Source organism: Comamonas piscis (genome assembly GCF_014109725.1).
GTDB classification, from domain to species: domain Bacteria; phylum Pseudomonadota; class Gammaproteobacteria; order Burkholderiales; family Burkholderiaceae_C; genus Comamonas; species Comamonas piscis.
Window position 1 is genome coordinate 3,392,537 of record NZ_CP058554.1, and the last position, 17,075, is coordinate 3,409,611.

A 17,075-nucleotide genomic window follows, 5' to 3' on the forward strand; every position below is an offset into this window, starting at 1 on the left:
GCTTGCCTGGCAACAGGCAAGCGCGGGGCCCCATCAAGGATTGCCATGTTCAAACATCTACCTCTCTCCGTCGCCGCCGTACTGGCTCTGAGCCTGACCGCCTGTGGCACCAGTTCCACCACCTCCAAACGCGAGGAACACCACTACGCGCTGTCCAAACCGGCGCCAGCCCCTGCCCAATCGGGCGTGGCACCGGTGGTGGCCACCGCTCAGCCCGGCAAGAAGGGCCCGGCCGACACGGCCCACATCGTCTATTTCGACTTTGACTCCTATACCGTGCGCCCGGCCGATCGCCCGATTCTGGAGAGCCATGCGCGCTGGATGCGCAGCCACCCTGGGCAATCGCTGACCCTGCAAGGCCATACCGATGCACGCGGCGGCATCGAATACAACCTGGCCTTGGGCCAAAAACGCGCCGAGTCGGTACGCAACAGCTTGCAGACCCTGGGGGTCGACCCCGCCCGTGTCGAGGCGGTGAGCTATGGCAAGGAACGCCTGGCCGATACCGGTACCAGCGAAGAGGCCCACCAGCGCAACCGCCGGGTCGAGTTCGAGTACCGCTGAAAGCCGCGCTGCATGGCGCCCTGCCGCGCCCTGCCCCTTCCCCTGCATCTGCCCCTGGAGGACGCGTGTTGGCGCACCAAGCAACCCACCGCTGGAGCAAACAGCCCAGCCTGGTCCAGCAACTGGGCCTGGGCCTGGACTACCTGAAAACCCGCACCAGCCCCCTGCCCGAGCCCTTCGGCGATTGCATCCTGCTGCTGAGCGTGGCCACACCGGGCGAGCCCGTAGCCACCTTCTATGTGCGCCGTGCCACCTTGGATGCCGCCTGGCGCGCAGGCACCACGCAAGTGCGGCAATGGGCCTGGAGCCGCAGCCTTGACTGCCTGGAGCTGCGCATCGACTGGCCCTTGCATATCAGTGCGCTGCAAGGCGGCGCCTCATCGGCCAGCCCGCAGCCTGCGGTATCGGCCTGGGCCCTGGCCGACGAGAGCCTGGAGCAGGTCCAGCTGGTGCCGCCTCAGCGCTGGCCAGCAACTGCGCCGGCGCCCAGCACCTGGTTGCCGGGCATGGCCGAGCCGCCAGGCAGCCTGCCCCGCGCGCACTGGCTGCTGCATCTGCAAGGCCTGTTTGTGAACAGTGAAGGCGGCCTGACCCAGCTGCCACGCTCCGTTGCGGCCCCTTTATCCAATGCGGTACCTGTAGCTGCACCTACCACGGCGATGACGACTGCAGCTGCCACTTCCCGCAGTTCCAGCCTGCCGATCGCTGAAGCCAGCCTCGCCATGCTGCAGGCGCTGGCCGTGCCAGAGCCCGCGCTGAGCCCCTGGAACCCGGAGCGACTGGAAGCCTTTTGCGCCCGGCTCTATGCACTGCTGCTGGTGCAGCAGCACTATCAGCAACAGCCGGGTGACTCCGCCACCTTGCAACGCGGTCTGTCCCAGCTGCTGGGCCGTGCTGCGATGCAGCTGTGCCAGCAGATCCAGCATCCGCAGCAAGCGCAGGCCCATGGCCTGCCCCATGCGCTATGCCTGCTGGTACTGGCCCGCTATGTGCAGGCCCACCGGGCAGAGCCACAGGCCAGCTTGCTGCCGCTGATGGCGCAGTTGGCACAGCGCATTGCGCCCAGCACAACGCTGGCGGCCCACCGCGACTTGCAACCACCGCTGCCCTCCCCCACACCCGCTGCGCTGGCACCCGCCTGGCGTTATGTCGCGCTGGCCGCCTATGCCGATTGCCTGGACTCCCAGACATCGCTGCCAGCCCAGGCGGCCCTGCCTACGAAGGCGCTGACTGCCAAGCGCTCCGGCACAGCCACCAGTGATACCGGCATGCCAGGCATGGCAAGCCCTGAGATGGCGGCGCTGGAAGCCATGACCCGCCATTGGCTGCAGTGGCATTTGCTGGCCCACGGCGGCGCCTCCACCCCACTGCCCGATTGGTCACTGATCGCAGTGGCTGAGTTGGCCCTGCAACCCGGGCTGGCCACGGCCCGCCGCCACTTGCAAGGCTGCAGCTGGCTGGCGGCGCTGCGCAAACCCCTGCAAACCCATCTGCCGCAACACATCCACCCTGAAACCGCCATGTTTGTCGCGCCCGAATCCCGGGAGCAGGCCGCCTTTATCGAACCATTTATCAGTACAAACCCTTTGCAAACCAGCAGTTGGCGCACTTACCAATGGATTCACCACATTTCTGTTCCGCAATTAATAAATTTTGATTAGCAAATAGCGATATTTTGTTGAACATTTACATAGAAAAAAGCTTCAAGTAAACCACTTCGGCAATATTTAACTAAACCCCATATTTAGTATCTGGGAGGGAGACATTTGCCATAAAAAAATACAATTTCTTACGAACAGTGTTCGGGGATATGTTTGATAAAAATCAAAGTAAATTAGCGCAAATGGCGGACAGAACCGCAGTTAGTTTTCCGAGTTAATAAGAAAAACCAATAACTAGATAAGTGCTTTTGTGCAGCGCAACAGTAGATCGCTGAGAGGAATTGGGAGAGACCAACATGATCGAGTACCTGCTACCCCGCGCCTTGGTGTCACGCACCGAAGCGACGGCGCAGGCCCAGGAGGCCGAAGCGCCAACGGCCAGCCCGTTTGCCTCTGCCATCACGACCTCGTTCGCCAACGCCAAAGGCCATTTGCACCAGGCTGCCTGGTTGTCGTTGCCCATCAGCCTGCTCGGCCTTCTGCCTTCCATCTTCTTGCTGCAGGTCTACAACCGGGTGATCTCGCGCGGCGGTACCGCCACCCTCACCGCCATGGTGGCCGGTGTGCTGTGCATGTTGGCACTGGAGCTGTACCTGCGCCGCAGGCGTGCCCGTGCGCTGCGTGAGGCGGGCGCCACGATTGACCGTGAAGTCTCCCAAAGCCTGATGCGCTCCATGCTGGGCCACCCCCTGCTCACCTTGGAGCAGCGCTCTTCCACGCAATGGTTGCAACTGTTCCGCGATGTGGGCGCGATGCGCTCCTGCATCTCGGGCGGCGTGGCCTCGTCCTTGCTGGATTTGCCCATGGCCTTGCTCGCGCTGATCGTGATCGGCATCATCGCCTGGCCCGTGCTGCCGGTGATCGTGGTGGCCATGGTCGTGCTGGGCGTGCTGGCCTGGTGGTGGGCCGATGAGGTGCGCAGCGGCCGGGTGGAAGAAGTCGAGCAGGCGCGCCAGCTGGACCGGGGCACGGCCGAGATCTGCAATGCACGTGGCACCCTCAAGGTGCTGGGCTACGATGCGGCGGCCCAGCAGGCCTGGCAGTCCGGCTACGACCGCTGGCTGGCCGAGAGCTTCGACAAGAACGGCGAAATGGAAAACGCCAAGGAAACCAGCCATGTGCTGCTGACCTTTTTCTCGATGGCCGTCATCACCGTCGGCGCACTGGCCATCAATGCGCAGTGGATGAGCATCGGCAGCCTGATGGCGGTGAACCTGTTGTCGGGCAAAGCCTTGGGCCCCATTGCCCAGCTGGCCAGCAACTGGCGCTCGCTGGCCCGGGCCAACGAGGCCACCGCCCGCCTGCAAGAAGCGCTGGAAGAGCCGCTGGAGCCCGAGAGCCAGCGCATTGCGCTGCCCCGCCCGCGCGGTGTGTTCCGCCTGCAGCAGGCCAGCTTTCAGTACCCATCGGGCCATCTGGCGCTGGACCAGGTGTCACTGCAGATCGGCCCCGGCGGCATCCATGCCATCCTGGGTCGCAATGGCGCTGGCAAATCCACGCTGGCCAAGCTGCTGGCCGGTCTCTACCAGCCCACGCAGGGCAGCATCTCGATCGACGAATACGACATGGCGCAGTTCCCGCGCAATGATCTGGGTCGTTGGGTGGGCTGCCTGGCCCAGCAGACCTACTGGTTCAGCGGCCCCATCGTCGATATTCTGCGCATGGTCAGCCCCGATGCCGATGACGGCCAGATTTTGGCGGCTTGCCAACTGGCAGGCGCGCACAGCTTTATCAGCCGCCTGCCCCAGGGCTACCAGACGGTATTGGGCGAAGGCGGCGCGGGCCTGTCGGCCGGTGAGCTGCGCAAGCTTGGCCTGGCCCAGCTGTTTTTGCGCAACCCCTCTGTGCTGATCCTGGATGAGCCCAGCAACGACCTGGATTTCGAAAGCGAAACCGCCCTGCTGCAGACGCTGCGCCAGATTGCGACCAAGCACACGGTCATCATCGTCACCCATTCGCTGCGCGTGGCATCGCTCGCCCAGCATATCTACCATGTGCGCGGCGATGGCCAGGTCGACCAGGGCCAGCCGGAACAGATGCTGCCGCTGCTCTTTGGCGTCAGCACCAAGCCAGCGGCTGCCGCCAACGAGGCCACCGCATCGCGCAGCGCTGCAGCCGCCGCCAAGCCATCGGCGACAGCCGGCCCGGCCCAGCCCCAGGAGTTGGCCTCATGACGGCCCGCTCCCTCCACGACCTGCCCCAGGTGCTGCAAAATCTGGAACGCGCACCTGCGCCCGGCACACCTGGACCCGGTCGCAATCAACGCCGTATCGTGCTGGCAGCCTTGGGCGCGCTGGTGCTGGTGGGCTTGTTCTACCCCGTGGAGAACGTGGTGGTTGCGACAGGTCAGGTGATTCCTTCGGACCGCGTGCAGACCGTGCAGCATCTGGAAGGCGGCATCGTCACCAGCGTCCATGTCAAGGAAGGCCAGGAAGTGCACAAGGGCGAGCCGCTGCTGGAGATTGACCTGGGCGGCAGCAGCCTGAACCTGGAACAGCTCACGGCCCGCAATGGCACGGCGCAAGCCAGCCGCACCCGCCTGACGGCCGAGAGCCAGGGCCTGGCGCTCAAGGCTTCTGATTTCCCTGCGGAGCTGGAGAGCAAGATTGTGCGCGCCGAGATGGGTGCCTTCACCTCGCGGGCGCTGGAATACCAGGGCAGCCTCGCATCCAGCCAGGCCATGCTGCTGCAAGCCCGGGGCGATGTGGCCCAAAGCCAGGCCCGTATCGATGGCCTGCGCAACAGCCTGGCACTGCATGAGCAAGAAGCCGGCATTGCGCAGCAGCTGGCAGCCGAGCAGCTGATTGGCCAACTGGAAGTGCTGGACAAGCAGCGCGCCCTGACCCTCGTGCGCACCGATCTGGCGGCCGCCGTGCAAAGCCTGGTCAGCAACCGCGCCAAGGTCGAGCAGGCCCAGGCCAAGATTTTGGAAACCCAGGGCGGGTTCCGCCGCCGCGCCTCCGAAGAGCTGGCCCAGACCGAGCGCGAACTGCTCAGCCTGAGCGAGGACTTGTCTCGCGCCCGCAACCAGCGCAGCCGCACCGTCGTGCTGGCCCCGACCGATGGTGTCGTCAAAGGCTTGCGCAGCTCGGGCGCCGGCTGGGTGGTCAAGCCCGGCGAGGCGATCTTGGAAGTGGTACCTGACAAAGACGAGGTCATCGTTGAAGCGCGCCTGAACCCGGCCGACCGGGGCTATGTGCGCGCGGGCCAGGAGACCAAGGCCAAGGTCAGCGCCTATGACTACCTGCGCTATGGCTTTGTGCCTGGCAAGGTGACCCTGGTATCGGCCGATGCCGACCATGATCCGAATGTGCCCGATTCGCCCTCGTATTTCCGCATCCAGGCCAGCCTGAGCCAACCCTGGGTCGGCCGCAAGGACAACCGCATCACCACCGGCATGCAGGCCGAGCTCGATCTGCTGCTGGGCCGCGAACCCTTTATCTGGTACCTGCTGCGCCCCGTGCTGCATATCCAGAGCGAAGCTTTCCGGGAGCCTTGAGCCATGCGCCTCTTTGCCCCACTGCCCCTCTACGGTCTGCCGACCGGCCAAGCTGCCAACGCGCCCGCCACCTACCTGGCCGCCCAGCCCCGGCTGGCCTGCGCTGGCCGCGCCGAGCCGCATGGCGCTGGCGTGTGGGGCATTGTTTGTGCGCTCACCATGGCCTTGTCCAGCGGTGATCTGCAGGCGCAGGGGTTCTCCGACGGCAGCGTGCCCACGCAAGGCTCCAACCAGGCCGATGCCACACCGGTGCTGGAGATGCCGGTCCGCGTGCAGATGGCCGAGCCTGCTATCGAAAGCAGCGAGAGCGCAGCAGACATTGCCAGCAGCGCCGCACCTGAGGCAACTGCAGCCCTGCCAGCGCCCCCGCAAGCCGCAGCCGTCGTAGCTGCCAGCACCGGCCCGTCTGCCCCATTGCAGATGGCACCCAAACTGTTGCCCAGCACCTTGGCCGGTAACTCGTCGCAGCAGCAGCTGCTGACCGCGCTCTACACCATGCTCAGCGAGCACCCCGATGTGCGCAAGGCGCGCGCTGCGGTGGAATCGGCGGGCTATGACACCCACACGGCAGAGGGCGCACGCTGGCCGACCTTCAAACTCGGTACCTCGGCTGGCAATGCGGCCCTGCCCCAGGGCGGGCGCCGCAGTTCGTACACGGCGGTGAATGCCGAGGTACGCATGAACCTGCTCGACGGCGGCGCCATCAGCGCCGGCATCGATTCGGCCCAGGCCATGGAAGCCGCGCAGGGCAGCGCCCTCTACACCACCCGCCAGAATGTGCTGCTCGAAGCGCTGTCGGCCTTGCTGGAGCTGCACCGCTTCCAGACCAAGGCACGCATTGCCTCCGAGTCGGCCGAGATCATCGGCCAACTGGCCCGCGTGGAAGAACGCCGCGCCGAACTGGGCGCCGTGGGCCGCAATGATCTGCGCCAGGCCGCCTCGCGCCGCGCCAGCGCGCTGGCTCAGCAGAACGCACTGGAAGCCCAGCGTATCGATGCGCAAGCCCGCTTTACCCGCTACTTCAACTACATCCCCAGCCTCTCCTGGCTGCCCGAGCCCCAAGTGCCCAGCTTCTGGGTGCCGACCAACGAGCAGGCCGCTCTGCTGGCGGCAGAAGCGCAAAGCGCCGAGCTGCGCGAGATCGGCCACCTGATCGCGCGTGCCGAGGCCGAGGTCGACCGCAGCAAGGCCCAGCGCTGGCCCACGGTCGCCGCCGTCGTTTCGCACACCCGCGACCCCAAGAGCGTCCTCTACACCGAAGGCACGCGCTATGGCGTGGAGCTGAACTGGAACTTTGGCAATGGCTTTGAGCTGCGCGACCGCATCCTCAAGGCCATCACCGAGCTGCAGGCCCAGCAGGCCCAGCAAGAGGCCGTGCGCCGCCAGGTACAGGAGGCCGCGTCCTCCGCCTGGGGCCGCTGGCAAGCGGGCCGCGCCCGCGAGAGCCAGCTGCGCGATGCCGTGCGCGAAGCCAGCGCCGCCTTTGATGGCTACCGCCGCCTGATGGAAGTGGGCCGGGGCAACCTCTCGCAGGTGCTCGATGCCCAGCTGGATGTGCAGCGCCTGATGCTGGACGCCGCCGACGCCATGTATGACCAGCGCATCAACGAACTGCGCCTGACCCGCACCACCGGCCAGTTGCTGCCCCGCGACTTGCCCGAGCACTGGCTGGACCAGCTCTTTGCCCAGCGCTCTGCGAATGCCCCCGCGCCTGCCACCGCGCAGCGCCCCTTTGCCGGCCCTGGCTCCACGCCACTGGCCAGCAGCCGCGCAGCCCCTGCCCGGCCCGGAACACCCTACACCTCTCCCCCTGTTTTGACGGCACAGCACCTGCCGCTGCGCCTGGACCACCGATGGGACACGCAGCTGCTCAGCCAGCCGCAAGGCCCTGGTGCGCCGCGCGCCCTGCGCTGGTAAGAGGTACTGGTTTCCACAGCGACTGGCGCTTGCCCACGCCTGCCACTGTTTTTCAGCTGGGCTATGTAAATGGAGAGCATCATGACCAACATCATCAAGAACTTCTGGAACGATGAAGAAGGCGCGACCGCCATTGAGTATGGGTTGATTGCGGGGCTGATTGCCGTGGCAATTATTGGAGTGCTGACCCTTATGGGCACAAATTTGACTGCACTGTTCACCACCATCAGCAATGCGCTTAGCGAAGCCGCCACTTCAGGCAGCGGCGGAGGTGGTGGCAGTAATTGAGCAATCAACCGTGGCTACCTCAATTTTCACCTGGATCCTGCTGCTATGGCTAGCTGCCATAGCAGTCATGGACCTGCGCAGCCGCAAGGTGCGCAACTGGATGGTGCTGCTGGGCCTGGCGGCCGGCCTGGCAGCACTGTTCGGAGGTGTTCAACCGTTCGATCTGCTGGCCTGGCAAGGCCTGGCGGGGATGGCGGTGGCCTTTGCCGCTTTGCTGCCGCTCTATGCCATCCGTTGGATGGGCGCCGGCGATGTCAAGTTTGCAGCGGTGGCGGGGCTTTGGTTTGGCCTGTCGGCCCATCTGCTGGTGATCTGGCTAGCTGCCAGCGTGCTGGCCGGTCTGCATGGCGTGGCGGTGCTCGCATGGCGCAATCTGGTAATCAGTCCCCAAGGGGCATTCCTTCAAGCCAAGCTGCCCTTGCGTTGGGCACCACTGCTGCAGCCTGCAACTGCAAGTGGCACCGATGCCGCTGCACCCAGTCGCTCATCGGGACCTGCACGCAGCATCCCCTATGCAGGCTATATGGCCCTGGTCGCCATCGTGCTGCTGCTGCGCAACGCAGACCCTGTCAGCGGATAAAGGCAAGCAGATATGGCCACCAAAACCCTGTCCATTTTTCATGTGCTTTGCTGTCGCCCCCCGGGCCGCATGCGCTGCCGCGACAGCAAAGCATATGCCGTCTTAACCCTCTAGGAGCCCCCGACCATGAACCTCACCAAGATACTTGCCGGCCTGCTGCTGGTACTGGCCTTGGCCCTGGGGCTGGGCGCATTGTTGCTGGGTCGCCAGTCGGCGAATCGACCCGCTGCACCGATCACGGACGCCAGCAGCGGCGCGACCAACCAAGCTGCGACGACCTACGCCGTTGTGGTGGCCGCCAAAGCCATTACCGCTGGCCAACGACTGGTGGCTGATGATCTCAAGATCGCCCAGTTGCCGGTGGCGGTGGCCTCTAGCTTCGCTACGACTGATGAACTGCTGGGACGCACCACCACGATGGCTCTTGCGCCCGATGCGCCCCTCTTTGAGCAGCAACTGATCAGTGGCCTGGCGCTGCAGGTCGAGCCCGGCCAGCGCGCGGTGTCCGTCGGCATCCGCGAGGCCATGGCCGCAGGCCACCATGTACGCCCCGGCGATTTTGTCGATGTGTTCTTCACCCTGGATGGCAAGACCGACGCGGCCGAGGTCGACAGCCAGACCCGGCTGCTGCTGGCACGCAGCCGTGTGCTGGCCTATGGGGCAGCGAGTGTTGAAAACCCACCGCTCACGCAGACCCAGCGCCAGCAGGAAGAGCAAGAGGCTGCCAAGACCGGCAGTAGCAACGCGACCCGGCGCAATACGCAAGACGCCCAGGCGGCGCGCAATGCCGCCACCGCCGTGCTGGCCGTGCCCTTGCAAGATGTGGAGCGCCTGACCCTGGCCGAGAAATATGGCCAGCTCAGCCTGGCACTGCGCCACCCCGATGACAGCCGCGTGCCCGACCCGGCCTTGTTCGCCACCTTGCCCACCGCGCTGCAGCCGGTGGCGGGCAAGCTGGCCAAGGGCGAGCAGTTGCAGGACATCGACCGCTCCTTTGCCGGCCTGCGCTTCAAGGACCTGGCAACGGGGGCCGACAGCAAACCGGCGCGCCGCCCTCCCACTATCACGCAGGCCAAGGCGCCCGCTTCAGCTGCGCCCATTGCGCCACCACGCTCGCTGGAGGTGTACCAAGGCGGCAGCGTGCAGACCGTACGTTATTGATGGCAGCTGGGGTTGTCAGCCCCGGTTGACCGCGCCAGCACAGGCGCACACGGGCCCGCAAGGCCCGGAACCAGAACGAGACAGACGAGGGAACCGACTATGAGAACTACCGCACTCGCATCCGCCGCCGGGCTGCCCCTGCTGGTCAGCGCCTTGGCCGTGCAGGCCCAGACTGTGACGCCCGCTGCCCATAGCGCGCAGCCCCTGGCGCTGGTGCAAGGCCAGCAGCAACTGTTCAAACCCGGCATCGCCATTGCACGCATTGCCATTGGCGACCCTGCGGTGCTGGATGTGCAGGTGCTGGGAGAACTGCCCCAGACCGGCAAGCCCGCCGCAGGCAAGGCAGCAAGCCAGCGCCCCGCCCGCCATGCCGAGCTGCTGCTGACCCCCAAGACGGCAGGCAGCACCACCTTGATGGTTTGGCCCAGCCAGGGCGAGCCCCAAACCTGGAATGTGGTTGTCAGCGGACCGCGCCTTTTGCTCGAGCGCCGCCTGTCCTCCATGCCCGAGCATGCCCGTGCTGCGGCAGAACTGGCCGTGATGGCTCCCAAGGGCACCCCGCTGGCGGACCGTTCCCAGATCGATGTGCGCAGCAACACTGTGCAGGTCGATGTACAGGTGGTGGAGTTCAAAAAATCAGCGATGCGGCGTGCCGGCGTGCAGCTCAACAGCGGCGGCGCCAATGACCATGGCTTCCAGTTCGGGGTCTATACCCCAGGCAGCAATGGCAGCAGCAGTGGCTCATCCAGCGGTGGCAGCAACAGCGGCAGCGGCAGCGACGGAGGCACCTCCGCCATTGCCAGCGCGATGAACCTGGTGCTCGGCTTTGGGCGGGCCTTCAGTGGTCGGGGCATCACCGCGCAGCTGGGTTTTCTGGAGGGCAATGGCCTGGCGCGTGTGCTGGCCAAGCCCACCCTGGTGGCCCAAAGCGGCCAGACTGCGAGCTTCCTGGCCGGCGGAGAAATTCCCATCCCCGTGCCCAGTGGCGGCAGCAACAATATTTCCATCCAGTACAAGGAGTTTGGCGTCAAGCTGCAGCTGACTCCCACCATCCTGTCCAACGAGCGCATCGCGCTCAAGGTGGCGCCCGAGGCCAGCGACCTGGACTACACCCAGGGCGTGACCATCAACGACATTTCGGTGCCGGCGTTGCGCACTCGCCGTGCCGACACCTTTGTCGAGCTGGCCGATGGCGAGAGCTTTGTCATTGGCGGGCTGGTTAGCCGCTCGACCCTGTCCAACGTCAACAAGGTGCCGCTGCTGGGCGACCTTCCCATTCTGGGCACCTTCTTCAAGAACCTCAACTACTCGCAGGAAGAGACCGAGCTGGTGATCATCGTCACCCCCCGCCTGGTGCAGCCGCTGCCAGCGGGCACTAACCTGGAGGCACTGCTGCCCGGCGCCCAGCAAGAGCGGCCCAACGCTGCTGGCGTCTGGGCACCGTATGCCGTGGGCGCGCCCTATGCCAACTCGCCCCTGCCCGGCTTTTCGTACTGATGCCATGAACAAGGATTCTCTCGCCCCCCACAGCGCAGGCCCAGCGGCCGAGAACCCGTCGCTGGCCGACCTGCTCACCCCCAGGCCCGGGCAGGCCAAACCTGCGCCAGCGGATGCCGCAGAGCGCCCAGCCTTGCGCGCCGTGCCCCCATCGCTGACGCCGGTACCTGCCAGCACTGAACACCCGACTGACAACCCAGCCACCGTGCCCTTGCTGCTGGTCCAAGCCCCCCAGCCGCAAGGTGCGCTGGCACTGGTCTGGATGCAGCGCCTGCTCGGCGGTGCCCAGCCCCACCTGGCGCCCAGCCTTTATACGGTGGTGGAGCAGGTGCAGCACCTGCAGCCCCAGGCGGTGCTGGTGCAGTTCGACTGCTCGAATGTCGAGGCGGCCACCGCACTGGTGGGCCAGCTGCAGCAGACATTTCCGCATATTCCGAGGGTGGCAATTGGCCATGCACAGGATGCCCAGTGCCTGCTGGCAGCGCTGCGCGCCGGCGTGCAGGATTTTCTCGACCTGGATGCACCGATGGAGCCGGCCCAGCGCGTGATCAGCCAATTGCTGGCGCGCCCTGCCGCCGTGGACCACCGCCGTGCCGATGCCGCGCCCATCACTGCGCTGCTGTCGGCGCGGGCAGGCCTGGGCTGCAGCCTGCTGGCATCCCACCTGGCCTGGCATCTGCAAGAAGGCCTGAGCCCCGCGCATTCCCCCAAGGCCGCTGCACCCGCCGCCCATGCGGCCGACGAACAATCGCTGCACACGCTGTTGCTGGACATGGGCAGCTCCGGCGGCGACTGCGCCATCTACCTCAACACACCGGGCGAGTTCAGCCTGGCCGATGCGCTGAGCCAGCAGCGCCGCCTGGACAAGCGCATGGCGGCCAGTGCGCTGTCGCGCCACCCCAGTGGCCTGAGGCTGCTGACCATGCCCCGCCATGCCGCGCCGCCCGCAGCGGGCGAGATTGATGCCTTGGTGCAGCGCCTGGGCCAGTATTTTGAGCACCTGGTACTGGACCTGGGTACCGATACACCCTTGCCGCTGATGGCCGAGGTGCTGCCCCAAGCCAGCGAAATCTGGCTGGTCTGCGACCAGAGTGTGGCCAGCGTGGTCTGGACGGCCGAGCTGCTGCAGCAATTGCAGGCCATCGGCATTGCGCCCGAGCGCATCGAGCTGATTGTGAACCGCCACGACAGCCGGCTGGAGCTGGCGGCTGCGCACATGGCCGCGCAGCTGCAGCTGCCGTTGCTGGCCAGCATCCCCGAGCGACGCCGCCCCTTGATGCAGGAGGTCAACCGGGGCCAGCTGCTGCAGGCGCAGCGCCGCAGCGAGCCCTATGTGAAGGCCGTTGGCCAGTTGGCTGAGCAGTTGCTGGCCGAGCACCACCCACAGCGCCTGGGCCACCGCAGCAGCGCGGTCGGACCCTTGCAATACCTTCTCCATCGCCTGCGCGGACAGTGAACACCCTATGACGACCACGGACCACCACACCTCCGCCTCGGCTGCCAACGAGAACTTGCAGCATGCCCAGCTGCTCGCTGATCTGAAGAACCATGCCTATGAGCATTTGCTCAGCCGCATCGAGGAGCTGGGCGCGGAGTTTGGCCGCTGGTCGCAGGCGGCGATTGCGCAGTTTGTAAAGCTGGAGCTGGACAGCTTTATCCGCCTGCATGCGGTACCCGTCAATGAGCAGGAGGCCCGGCAAGTGTCCGAGGCGCTCAGCCGCGAGCTGACCGGCCTGGGCCCGCTGCAACCGCTGCTGGAAGACCCGCGCGTCGAGGATGTGCTGATCAATGGCTACCAGGACATCTATGTCTCGCGCGGCGGCTTGCTGGAGCGCGAAGCCTCGCACTTCAAGGACGACGAGCATGTGCTGCGCATCGTGCGCCGCATTCTGGCACCGCTGGGCCGGCGGCTGGACGAGTCCAGCCCCATGGTCGATGCCCGCCTTCCCGATGGCGGCCGTATCAATGTGATCATCGGCCCACTGGCCATCGATGGTCCCACCGTCTCGATCCGCAAGTTTCGCAAGGATCCGCTGACCCCCAAGGACCTGGTGCAGCTGGGCAGCTTCAACGAAGACATCTGCCGCATTCTGGAGATGGCCGTCAAGGCCCGCTGCAATATCCTTGTGAGTGGTGGCACCAGCTCGGGCAAGACCTCGCTCCTCAACGCGCTGGCCAGCTTTATCCCCAGCAACGAGCGCATCGTGACCATTGAGGACACCGCCGAGCTGGCTCTGAACCACAACCATGTAGTGCGGTTGGAGAGCCGCCCGGGCAGCTTTGATGGCTCAGGCCATGTGAGCATCCGCGACCTGCTGGTCAACAGCCTGCGCATGCGGCCGGACCGCATCATCGTCGGTGAGGTGCGCAGTGGCGAAGTGCTGGAACTGCTGCAGGCGATGAACACCGGCCACGATGGCTCCATGGGCACCATCCATGCCAGCTCGCCGCGTGAATGCCTCTACCGCGCCGAGATGCTGGCCGGCTTTGCCGGCTTTCAGGGCAGCGAAGTGAGCCTGCGCCGCCAGATTGCCAATGCGGTGGACTTTATCGTGCAAATCGGCCGCCTCTCCAATGGCCGGCGCCGCCTGCTGTCGCTGACCGAAGTGACCGGCATGACGGACAACATGATCTCCACCCAGGAGCTCTACCGCTACGAAGCGCAGACGGGGCCGGATGGCCAGGAGCAGGACCACTGGGCTTCCATGGGCATCTCGCCCCATTCGCCCAAATTGCTGGCCTGGTGGCGGGGCCAGCAAGCCAGCAGCAACGGAGGGACGCGATGAACCTGCACCCCGCCGTCCTGGTCATTGGCGCAGTCGCCTGCGGCTTGCTGGCCTTGGCGCTGTGGTTGTTCTCGCGTGCACATCAGCAGCAGGCACAGCAATCGATTGCGGGGCATATGCAGCGCAGCCGCGATATCCAGCGCGATCTGCTGGCTGCCTCGCCGGCTATGCCCATGCCGGGCATGGCACCAGGTTCCGCAAGTGCTCCGGCTGGCCTGTCGTTGCCCCCCTCCACCCCCACGGCGCGGCAATGGCTCTATGACCGGCTGGGCTTTGGCGCCTGGGGCATGGCACCTCGCAGCCTGGTGCTGATCGCGATGCTAGGCCTGGGGATCTGCGCGCTGGTCGCGCTGCAGGCGGGAGCGATGCCGGCTGTGCTGGTGTTCGCGGTCTATACGCTACTGACCTGGTTTGGTATCTGGCACCGCGTCAGCAAACGTCGCGCCAAGATGCTTTCCCAGCTGCCCGGTTTTCTGGACAACATGGTGCGGCTGATCTCGATTGGCAATTCGCCGCATGCCGCTTTCCAGTTTGCCAGCGGCAATGTGACCGAACCACTGGGTTCGGCACTGCAGCATGTCAATGCATCGCTCAGCGTCTCGCCGGATCTGGGGCAGGCCATGAGCCAGTTGGAGCGCACCTGGAAGCTGCCCGAATTTGGCTTGCTTGCCGCTGTTTTCCGGATGAGCACGCGCTATGGCGGACGGGTTGACCAGGTGCTCGAACGCGTATCGGCCTACATTCGCGACCGCCAGTCAGCCGAGCGCGAGCTGCATGCGCTGTCGGCCGAGGTCCGCCTTTCTGCCTGGGTACTGGCCTTGCTGCCCATCGTCGTGGGCACCTTGATCATGCTGCTCAACCAGGGCTACTTCATGCGCATGTGGAACGACGGCACGGGCCAAAAGATGATTTATGCCGCAGCGGGGCTGGAGGTATTTGGCTCTTTTCTGCTGTACCGCCTGGCGCGCCTGAGGTAAGGAGCCGACAGATGACCCTACAGAACATGCTTCGCGACTGTCTGACTTCTGGGTGGACCTGCGCAGAGGGGCTGAATTGCGTTCAGCACATCAGCGCTTGCAGCCAGGGAGGACGCCCATGAGCAGCCAACAACTCTGGATCGCCAGCCTGGTACTCGCATGCCTGGGTCTGGGGATTTTGGCCACCCTGCTGCTGCGCCGCGAACAGCGCACAGCCCGGGCTCAGCAACGGGTGGCGCAACTGCTGCAGCAGCGGGAGGCAGCAGGGGGCCTTATCCAGCCATTCCCGATGCCCGGCCTGCAAGCGATGCCTTTGCCCAGCACCTCATCGCAATCTGAGCAGGATGCCACCCAACAGGTCATTGACCGCCTCAAGCGCCCGGCCTGGTTGGACAGCAGTCTGTCCAAAGCCTTGTTTGCCGACGAAGACCGCAAGCTGATGGAGCAAGCGGGTATCGAGATGGCGCGTGGTGGCTTGATGTTTGTCGCCTGGCGTACGGTGCTGTGCCTGGTTTTGCCAGCCCTCGTGCTGCTGCTTCTGCAACCTCAAGGCCTGAAGGCCATGATCTACGCCTTTTTGGCATTCGGGCTGGGGCTGATGCTGCCCAAGTGGTACTTGCGCTCCAAAGCCACTAATCGCCGCAAGCAGGTGGTGGAGGAACTGCCGCTGTTTGTCGACCTGCTGCGCCTGCTGCAAGGCGTGGGCCTGAGCATTGACCAGAGCCTGCATATTCTGGCCTCCGAGTTTGGCAGTGTGCTCTGCGTGCTGAGTGCCGAGCTGGGCTTGGCGAACCGGCTCTACAGCTCGGGCCGCACACGCGAGCAATCGCTGCAGCGCCTGGCCATGCTGGGGGCCGACGATGATATGAGTGCCGTCGTCAACCTGCTGGTGCAGGTGGACCGGCATGGTGGCGCGGTACAGGAGCCGCTGCGCGAATTCAGTGTTCGCCTGCGCGAAAAGCGCCAGGCCAACTTCAAGGAAAAGATTGGCACGATAACGGTCAAGATGACCGGTGTGATGGTGCTGACCTTGTTGCCAGCCTTGATCGTGATCACTGCTGGCCCCGGCTTTACCGCGGTGATCCGCTCACTGTCGACGATGGGAGGGAAATAAACATGCACCATAACTTCGGCAGCATCCGAACAAGGGCAATGCCGCTGCTGGCCTTGGCCGCCGCGCTGATGACCGGCTGCGCATCCAAACGCCCACAAGGCTATGGCGCGGCGGAGCAAAGCACGGCAGCCCAGGCCCAGCAGCAAATGGAAAAAGCCGCGCAGCTGACCCAGATCGACCCACAGCAAACCTACCTGAACCTGATCCGCCAGATGCAGCAGGCCAACCAGTGGTATGCCTCGCTGGCCCACACCCAGGCCTTTGAGCGCCAATATGGCAGCCAGCCGCAGATAAGGCTGATGCGCGCCGATGCACTGCGCAACACGGGCCAAGGACCACTGGCTGAGCAGGGTTACCAGGCCTTGTTGGCGGATCCCGACAGCAGCACGGTGGCGCGTGCCCGGCGCGGCTTGGGTCTGTTGTATGCCAGCCAGGGCCAGTACCCCAACGCCATTGCGCAGCTGGAGATGGCACGCCAGATCAACCCGATCGATGCCGATGTGCTGAGCGACCTGGCCTACGCCCATATGCTGGATGGCCAGACGGAGGCCGCCCACCTGCCGGTACTGCAAGCAGCGCAGCTCGCCCCGGCCAACCCACGCGTGCAGCTCAACCTGGCGCTGTATCTGATGGCCAGCGACCAGAAGGCGCAGGCCTCACAGCTGCTGCAAAAGCTCAGCCAGCCACCTGCCAAGAATGTGCCTGCACTGATCGACGCGAATTCGATGCAGACCTTGCAGGCCCAGTTGCAGACCGTGCAGACCGCCATGCGCCGGCGTAATGGTGCTGAGTTGCCAGCGCCTGCACCAGCTGCTGCGCCCTTGGTGGGCAGTGCGGCGCTTGCGGCCAGCCCGCTTACCGTTCCGGCTACAGCCCCCGCTGCAGCCCCCTTTTCAGCGCCATCCGACCTGCCTGCTGCGGGCCATGGCACTGCCCTGCCCACTGCCTTGCGCAGCACAGCCGCTGGCGACGACAGCCCGCACATCGCCGCGCCTCCGGCACGCCCCATCGCGCCTTAGCACCACCAGGAG

14 protein-coding genes are annotated in these 17,075 nt (G+C 65.3%); all 14 read left to right on the forward strand.

The window, feature by feature from the left end; all coding sequences use genetic code 11:
• Nucleotides 1-45 precede the first annotated feature (45 nt).
• The 14 genes from HS961_RS15280 (at nucleotide 46) to HS961_RS15345 (ending at nucleotide 17,063) form a co-directional block, all read left to right on the forward strand.
• A complete protein-coding gene (locus HS961_RS15280; RefSeq protein WP_182323404.1) occupies nucleotides 46-564 on the forward strand; it encodes an OmpA family protein in 519 nt (172 codons plus the stop codon).
• 68 nt (nucleotides 565-632) lie between these two features.
• Nucleotides 633-2,225, forward strand: coding sequence for a hypothetical protein (locus tag HS961_RS15285; RefSeq protein WP_182323406.1), 1,593 nt, complete (start codon nucleotides 633-635; stop codon nucleotides 2,223-2,225).
• A gap of 296 nt (nucleotides 2,226-2,521) precedes the next feature.
• Complete coding sequence (locus HS961_RS15290) at nucleotides 2,522-4,399, forward strand: peptidase domain-containing ABC transporter (protein ID WP_182323408.1); 1,878 nt, start codon at nucleotides 2,522-2,524, stop codon at nucleotides 4,397-4,399.
• Nucleotides 4,396-5,724, forward strand: coding sequence for an HlyD family type I secretion periplasmic adaptor subunit (locus tag HS961_RS15295; RefSeq protein ID WP_182323410.1), 1,329 nt, complete (start codon nucleotides 4,396-4,398; stop codon nucleotides 5,722-5,724). Before HS961_RS15290 ends, HS961_RS15295 begins: the two co-directional genes overlap by 4 nt.
• A 3-nt stretch (nucleotides 5,725-5,727) precedes the next feature.
• Nucleotides 5,728-7,641, forward strand: a complete 1,914-nt coding sequence (locus HS961_RS15300) for a TolC family protein (protein ID WP_238347623.1) — start codon at nucleotides 5,728-5,730, stop codon at nucleotides 7,639-7,641.
• Between the two features lie 81 nt (nucleotides 7,642-7,722).
• The gene (locus HS961_RS15305) at nucleotides 7,723-7,929 is read left to right on the forward strand and encodes a Flp family type IVb pilin (protein WP_182323412.1); all 207 of its coding nucleotides are present in this window, start codon (nucleotides 7,723-7,725) and stop codon (nucleotides 7,927-7,929) included.
• Nucleotides 7,930-7,939: 10 nt separating this feature from the next.
• Nucleotides 7,940-8,509, forward strand: coding sequence for an A24 family peptidase (locus HS961_RS15310; RefSeq protein WP_238347624.1), 570 nt, complete (start codon nucleotides 7,940-7,942; stop codon nucleotides 8,507-8,509).
• A 126-nt stretch (nucleotides 8,510-8,635) separates the two neighbouring features.
• Entirely contained in the window at nucleotides 8,636-9,670 is a 1,035-nt protein-coding gene (gene cpaB / locus HS961_RS15315; RefSeq protein WP_182323416.1) for a Flp pilus assembly protein CpaB, read from the forward strand.
• 99 nt (nucleotides 9,671-9,769) lie between these two features.
• Nucleotides 9,770-11,167 (forward strand): type II and III secretion system protein family protein, encoded by a 1,398-nt coding sequence (locus HS961_RS15320; protein WP_182323418.1) that lies wholly within the window; start codon nucleotides 9,770-9,772, stop codon nucleotides 11,165-11,167.
• Nucleotides 11,168-11,171: 4 nt separating this feature from the next.
• Entirely contained in the window at nucleotides 11,172-12,623 is a 1,452-nt protein-coding gene (locus HS961_RS15325; protein ID WP_182323420.1) for an AAA family ATPase, read from the forward strand.
• A gap of 7 nt (nucleotides 12,624-12,630) precedes the next feature.
• Nucleotides 12,631-13,953 carry a CpaF family protein gene (locus HS961_RS15330; RefSeq protein WP_182323422.1) on the forward strand — a complete coding sequence of 441 codons (1,323 nt, stop codon included), beginning with the start codon at nucleotides 12,631-12,633 and terminating at the stop codon, nucleotides 13,951-13,953.
• Entirely contained in the window at nucleotides 13,950-14,930 is a 981-nt protein-coding gene (locus HS961_RS15335) for a type II secretion system F family protein (RefSeq protein ID WP_182323424.1), read from the forward strand. The genes HS961_RS15330 and HS961_RS15335 overlap by 4 nt, the downstream gene beginning before the upstream one ends.
• A 118-nt stretch (nucleotides 14,931-15,048) precedes the next feature.
• Nucleotides 15,049-16,044, forward strand: coding sequence for a type II secretion system F family protein (locus HS961_RS15340; RefSeq protein WP_182323426.1), 996 nt, complete (start codon nucleotides 15,049-15,051; stop codon nucleotides 16,042-16,044).
• A gap of 2 nt (nucleotides 16,045-16,046) precedes the next feature.
• A complete protein-coding gene (locus tag HS961_RS15345) occupies nucleotides 16,047-17,063 on the forward strand; it encodes a tetratricopeptide repeat protein (RefSeq protein WP_182323428.1) in 1,017 nt (338 codons plus the stop codon).
• The last annotated feature ends 12 nt before the right edge of the window (nucleotides 17,064-17,075 follow it).

Bases quoted from the DNA above. Each gene is read 5' to 3' on its own strand.
- HS961_RS15280 (WP_182323404.1), top strand. From the start codon at position 46: ATGTTCAAACATCTACCTCTCTCCGTCGCCGCCGTACTGGCTCTGAGC.
- HS961_RS15290 (WP_182323408.1), top strand. From the start codon at position 2,522: ATGATCGAGTACCTGCTACCCCGCGCCTTGGTGTCACGCACCGAAGCG.
- HS961_RS15295 (WP_182323410.1), top strand. From the start codon at position 4,396: ATGACGGCCCGCTCCCTCCACGACCTGCCCCAGGTGCTGCAAAATCTG.
- HS961_RS15300 (WP_238347623.1), top strand. From the start codon at position 5,728: ATGCGCCTCTTTGCCCCACTGCCCCTCTACGGTCTGCCGACCGGCCAA.
- HS961_RS15305 (WP_182323412.1), top strand. From the start codon at position 7,723: ATGACCAACATCATCAAGAACTTCTGGAACGATGAAGAAGGCGCGACC.
- cpaB (WP_182323416.1), top strand. From the start codon at position 8,636: ATGAACCTCACCAAGATACTTGCCGGCCTGCTGCTGGTACTGGCCTTG.
- HS961_RS15320 (WP_182323418.1), top strand. From the start codon at position 9,770: ATGAGAACTACCGCACTCGCATCCGCCGCCGGGCTGCCCCTGCTGGTC.
- HS961_RS15325 (WP_182323420.1), top strand. From the start codon at position 11,172: ATGAACAAGGATTCTCTCGCCCCCCACAGCGCAGGCCCAGCGGCCGAG.
- HS961_RS15330 (WP_182323422.1), top strand. From the start codon at position 12,631: ATGACGACCACGGACCACCACACCTCCGCCTCGGCTGCCAACGAGAAC.
- HS961_RS15335 (WP_182323424.1), top strand. From the start codon at position 13,950: ATGAACCTGCACCCCGCCGTCCTGGTCATTGGCGCAGTCGCCTGCGGC.
- HS961_RS15340 (WP_182323426.1), top strand. From the start codon at position 15,049: ATGAGCAGCCAACAACTCTGGATCGCCAGCCTGGTACTCGCATGCCTG.
- HS961_RS15345 (WP_182323428.1), top strand. From the start codon at position 16,047: ATGCACCATAACTTCGGCAGCATCCGAACAAGGGCAATGCCGCTGCTG.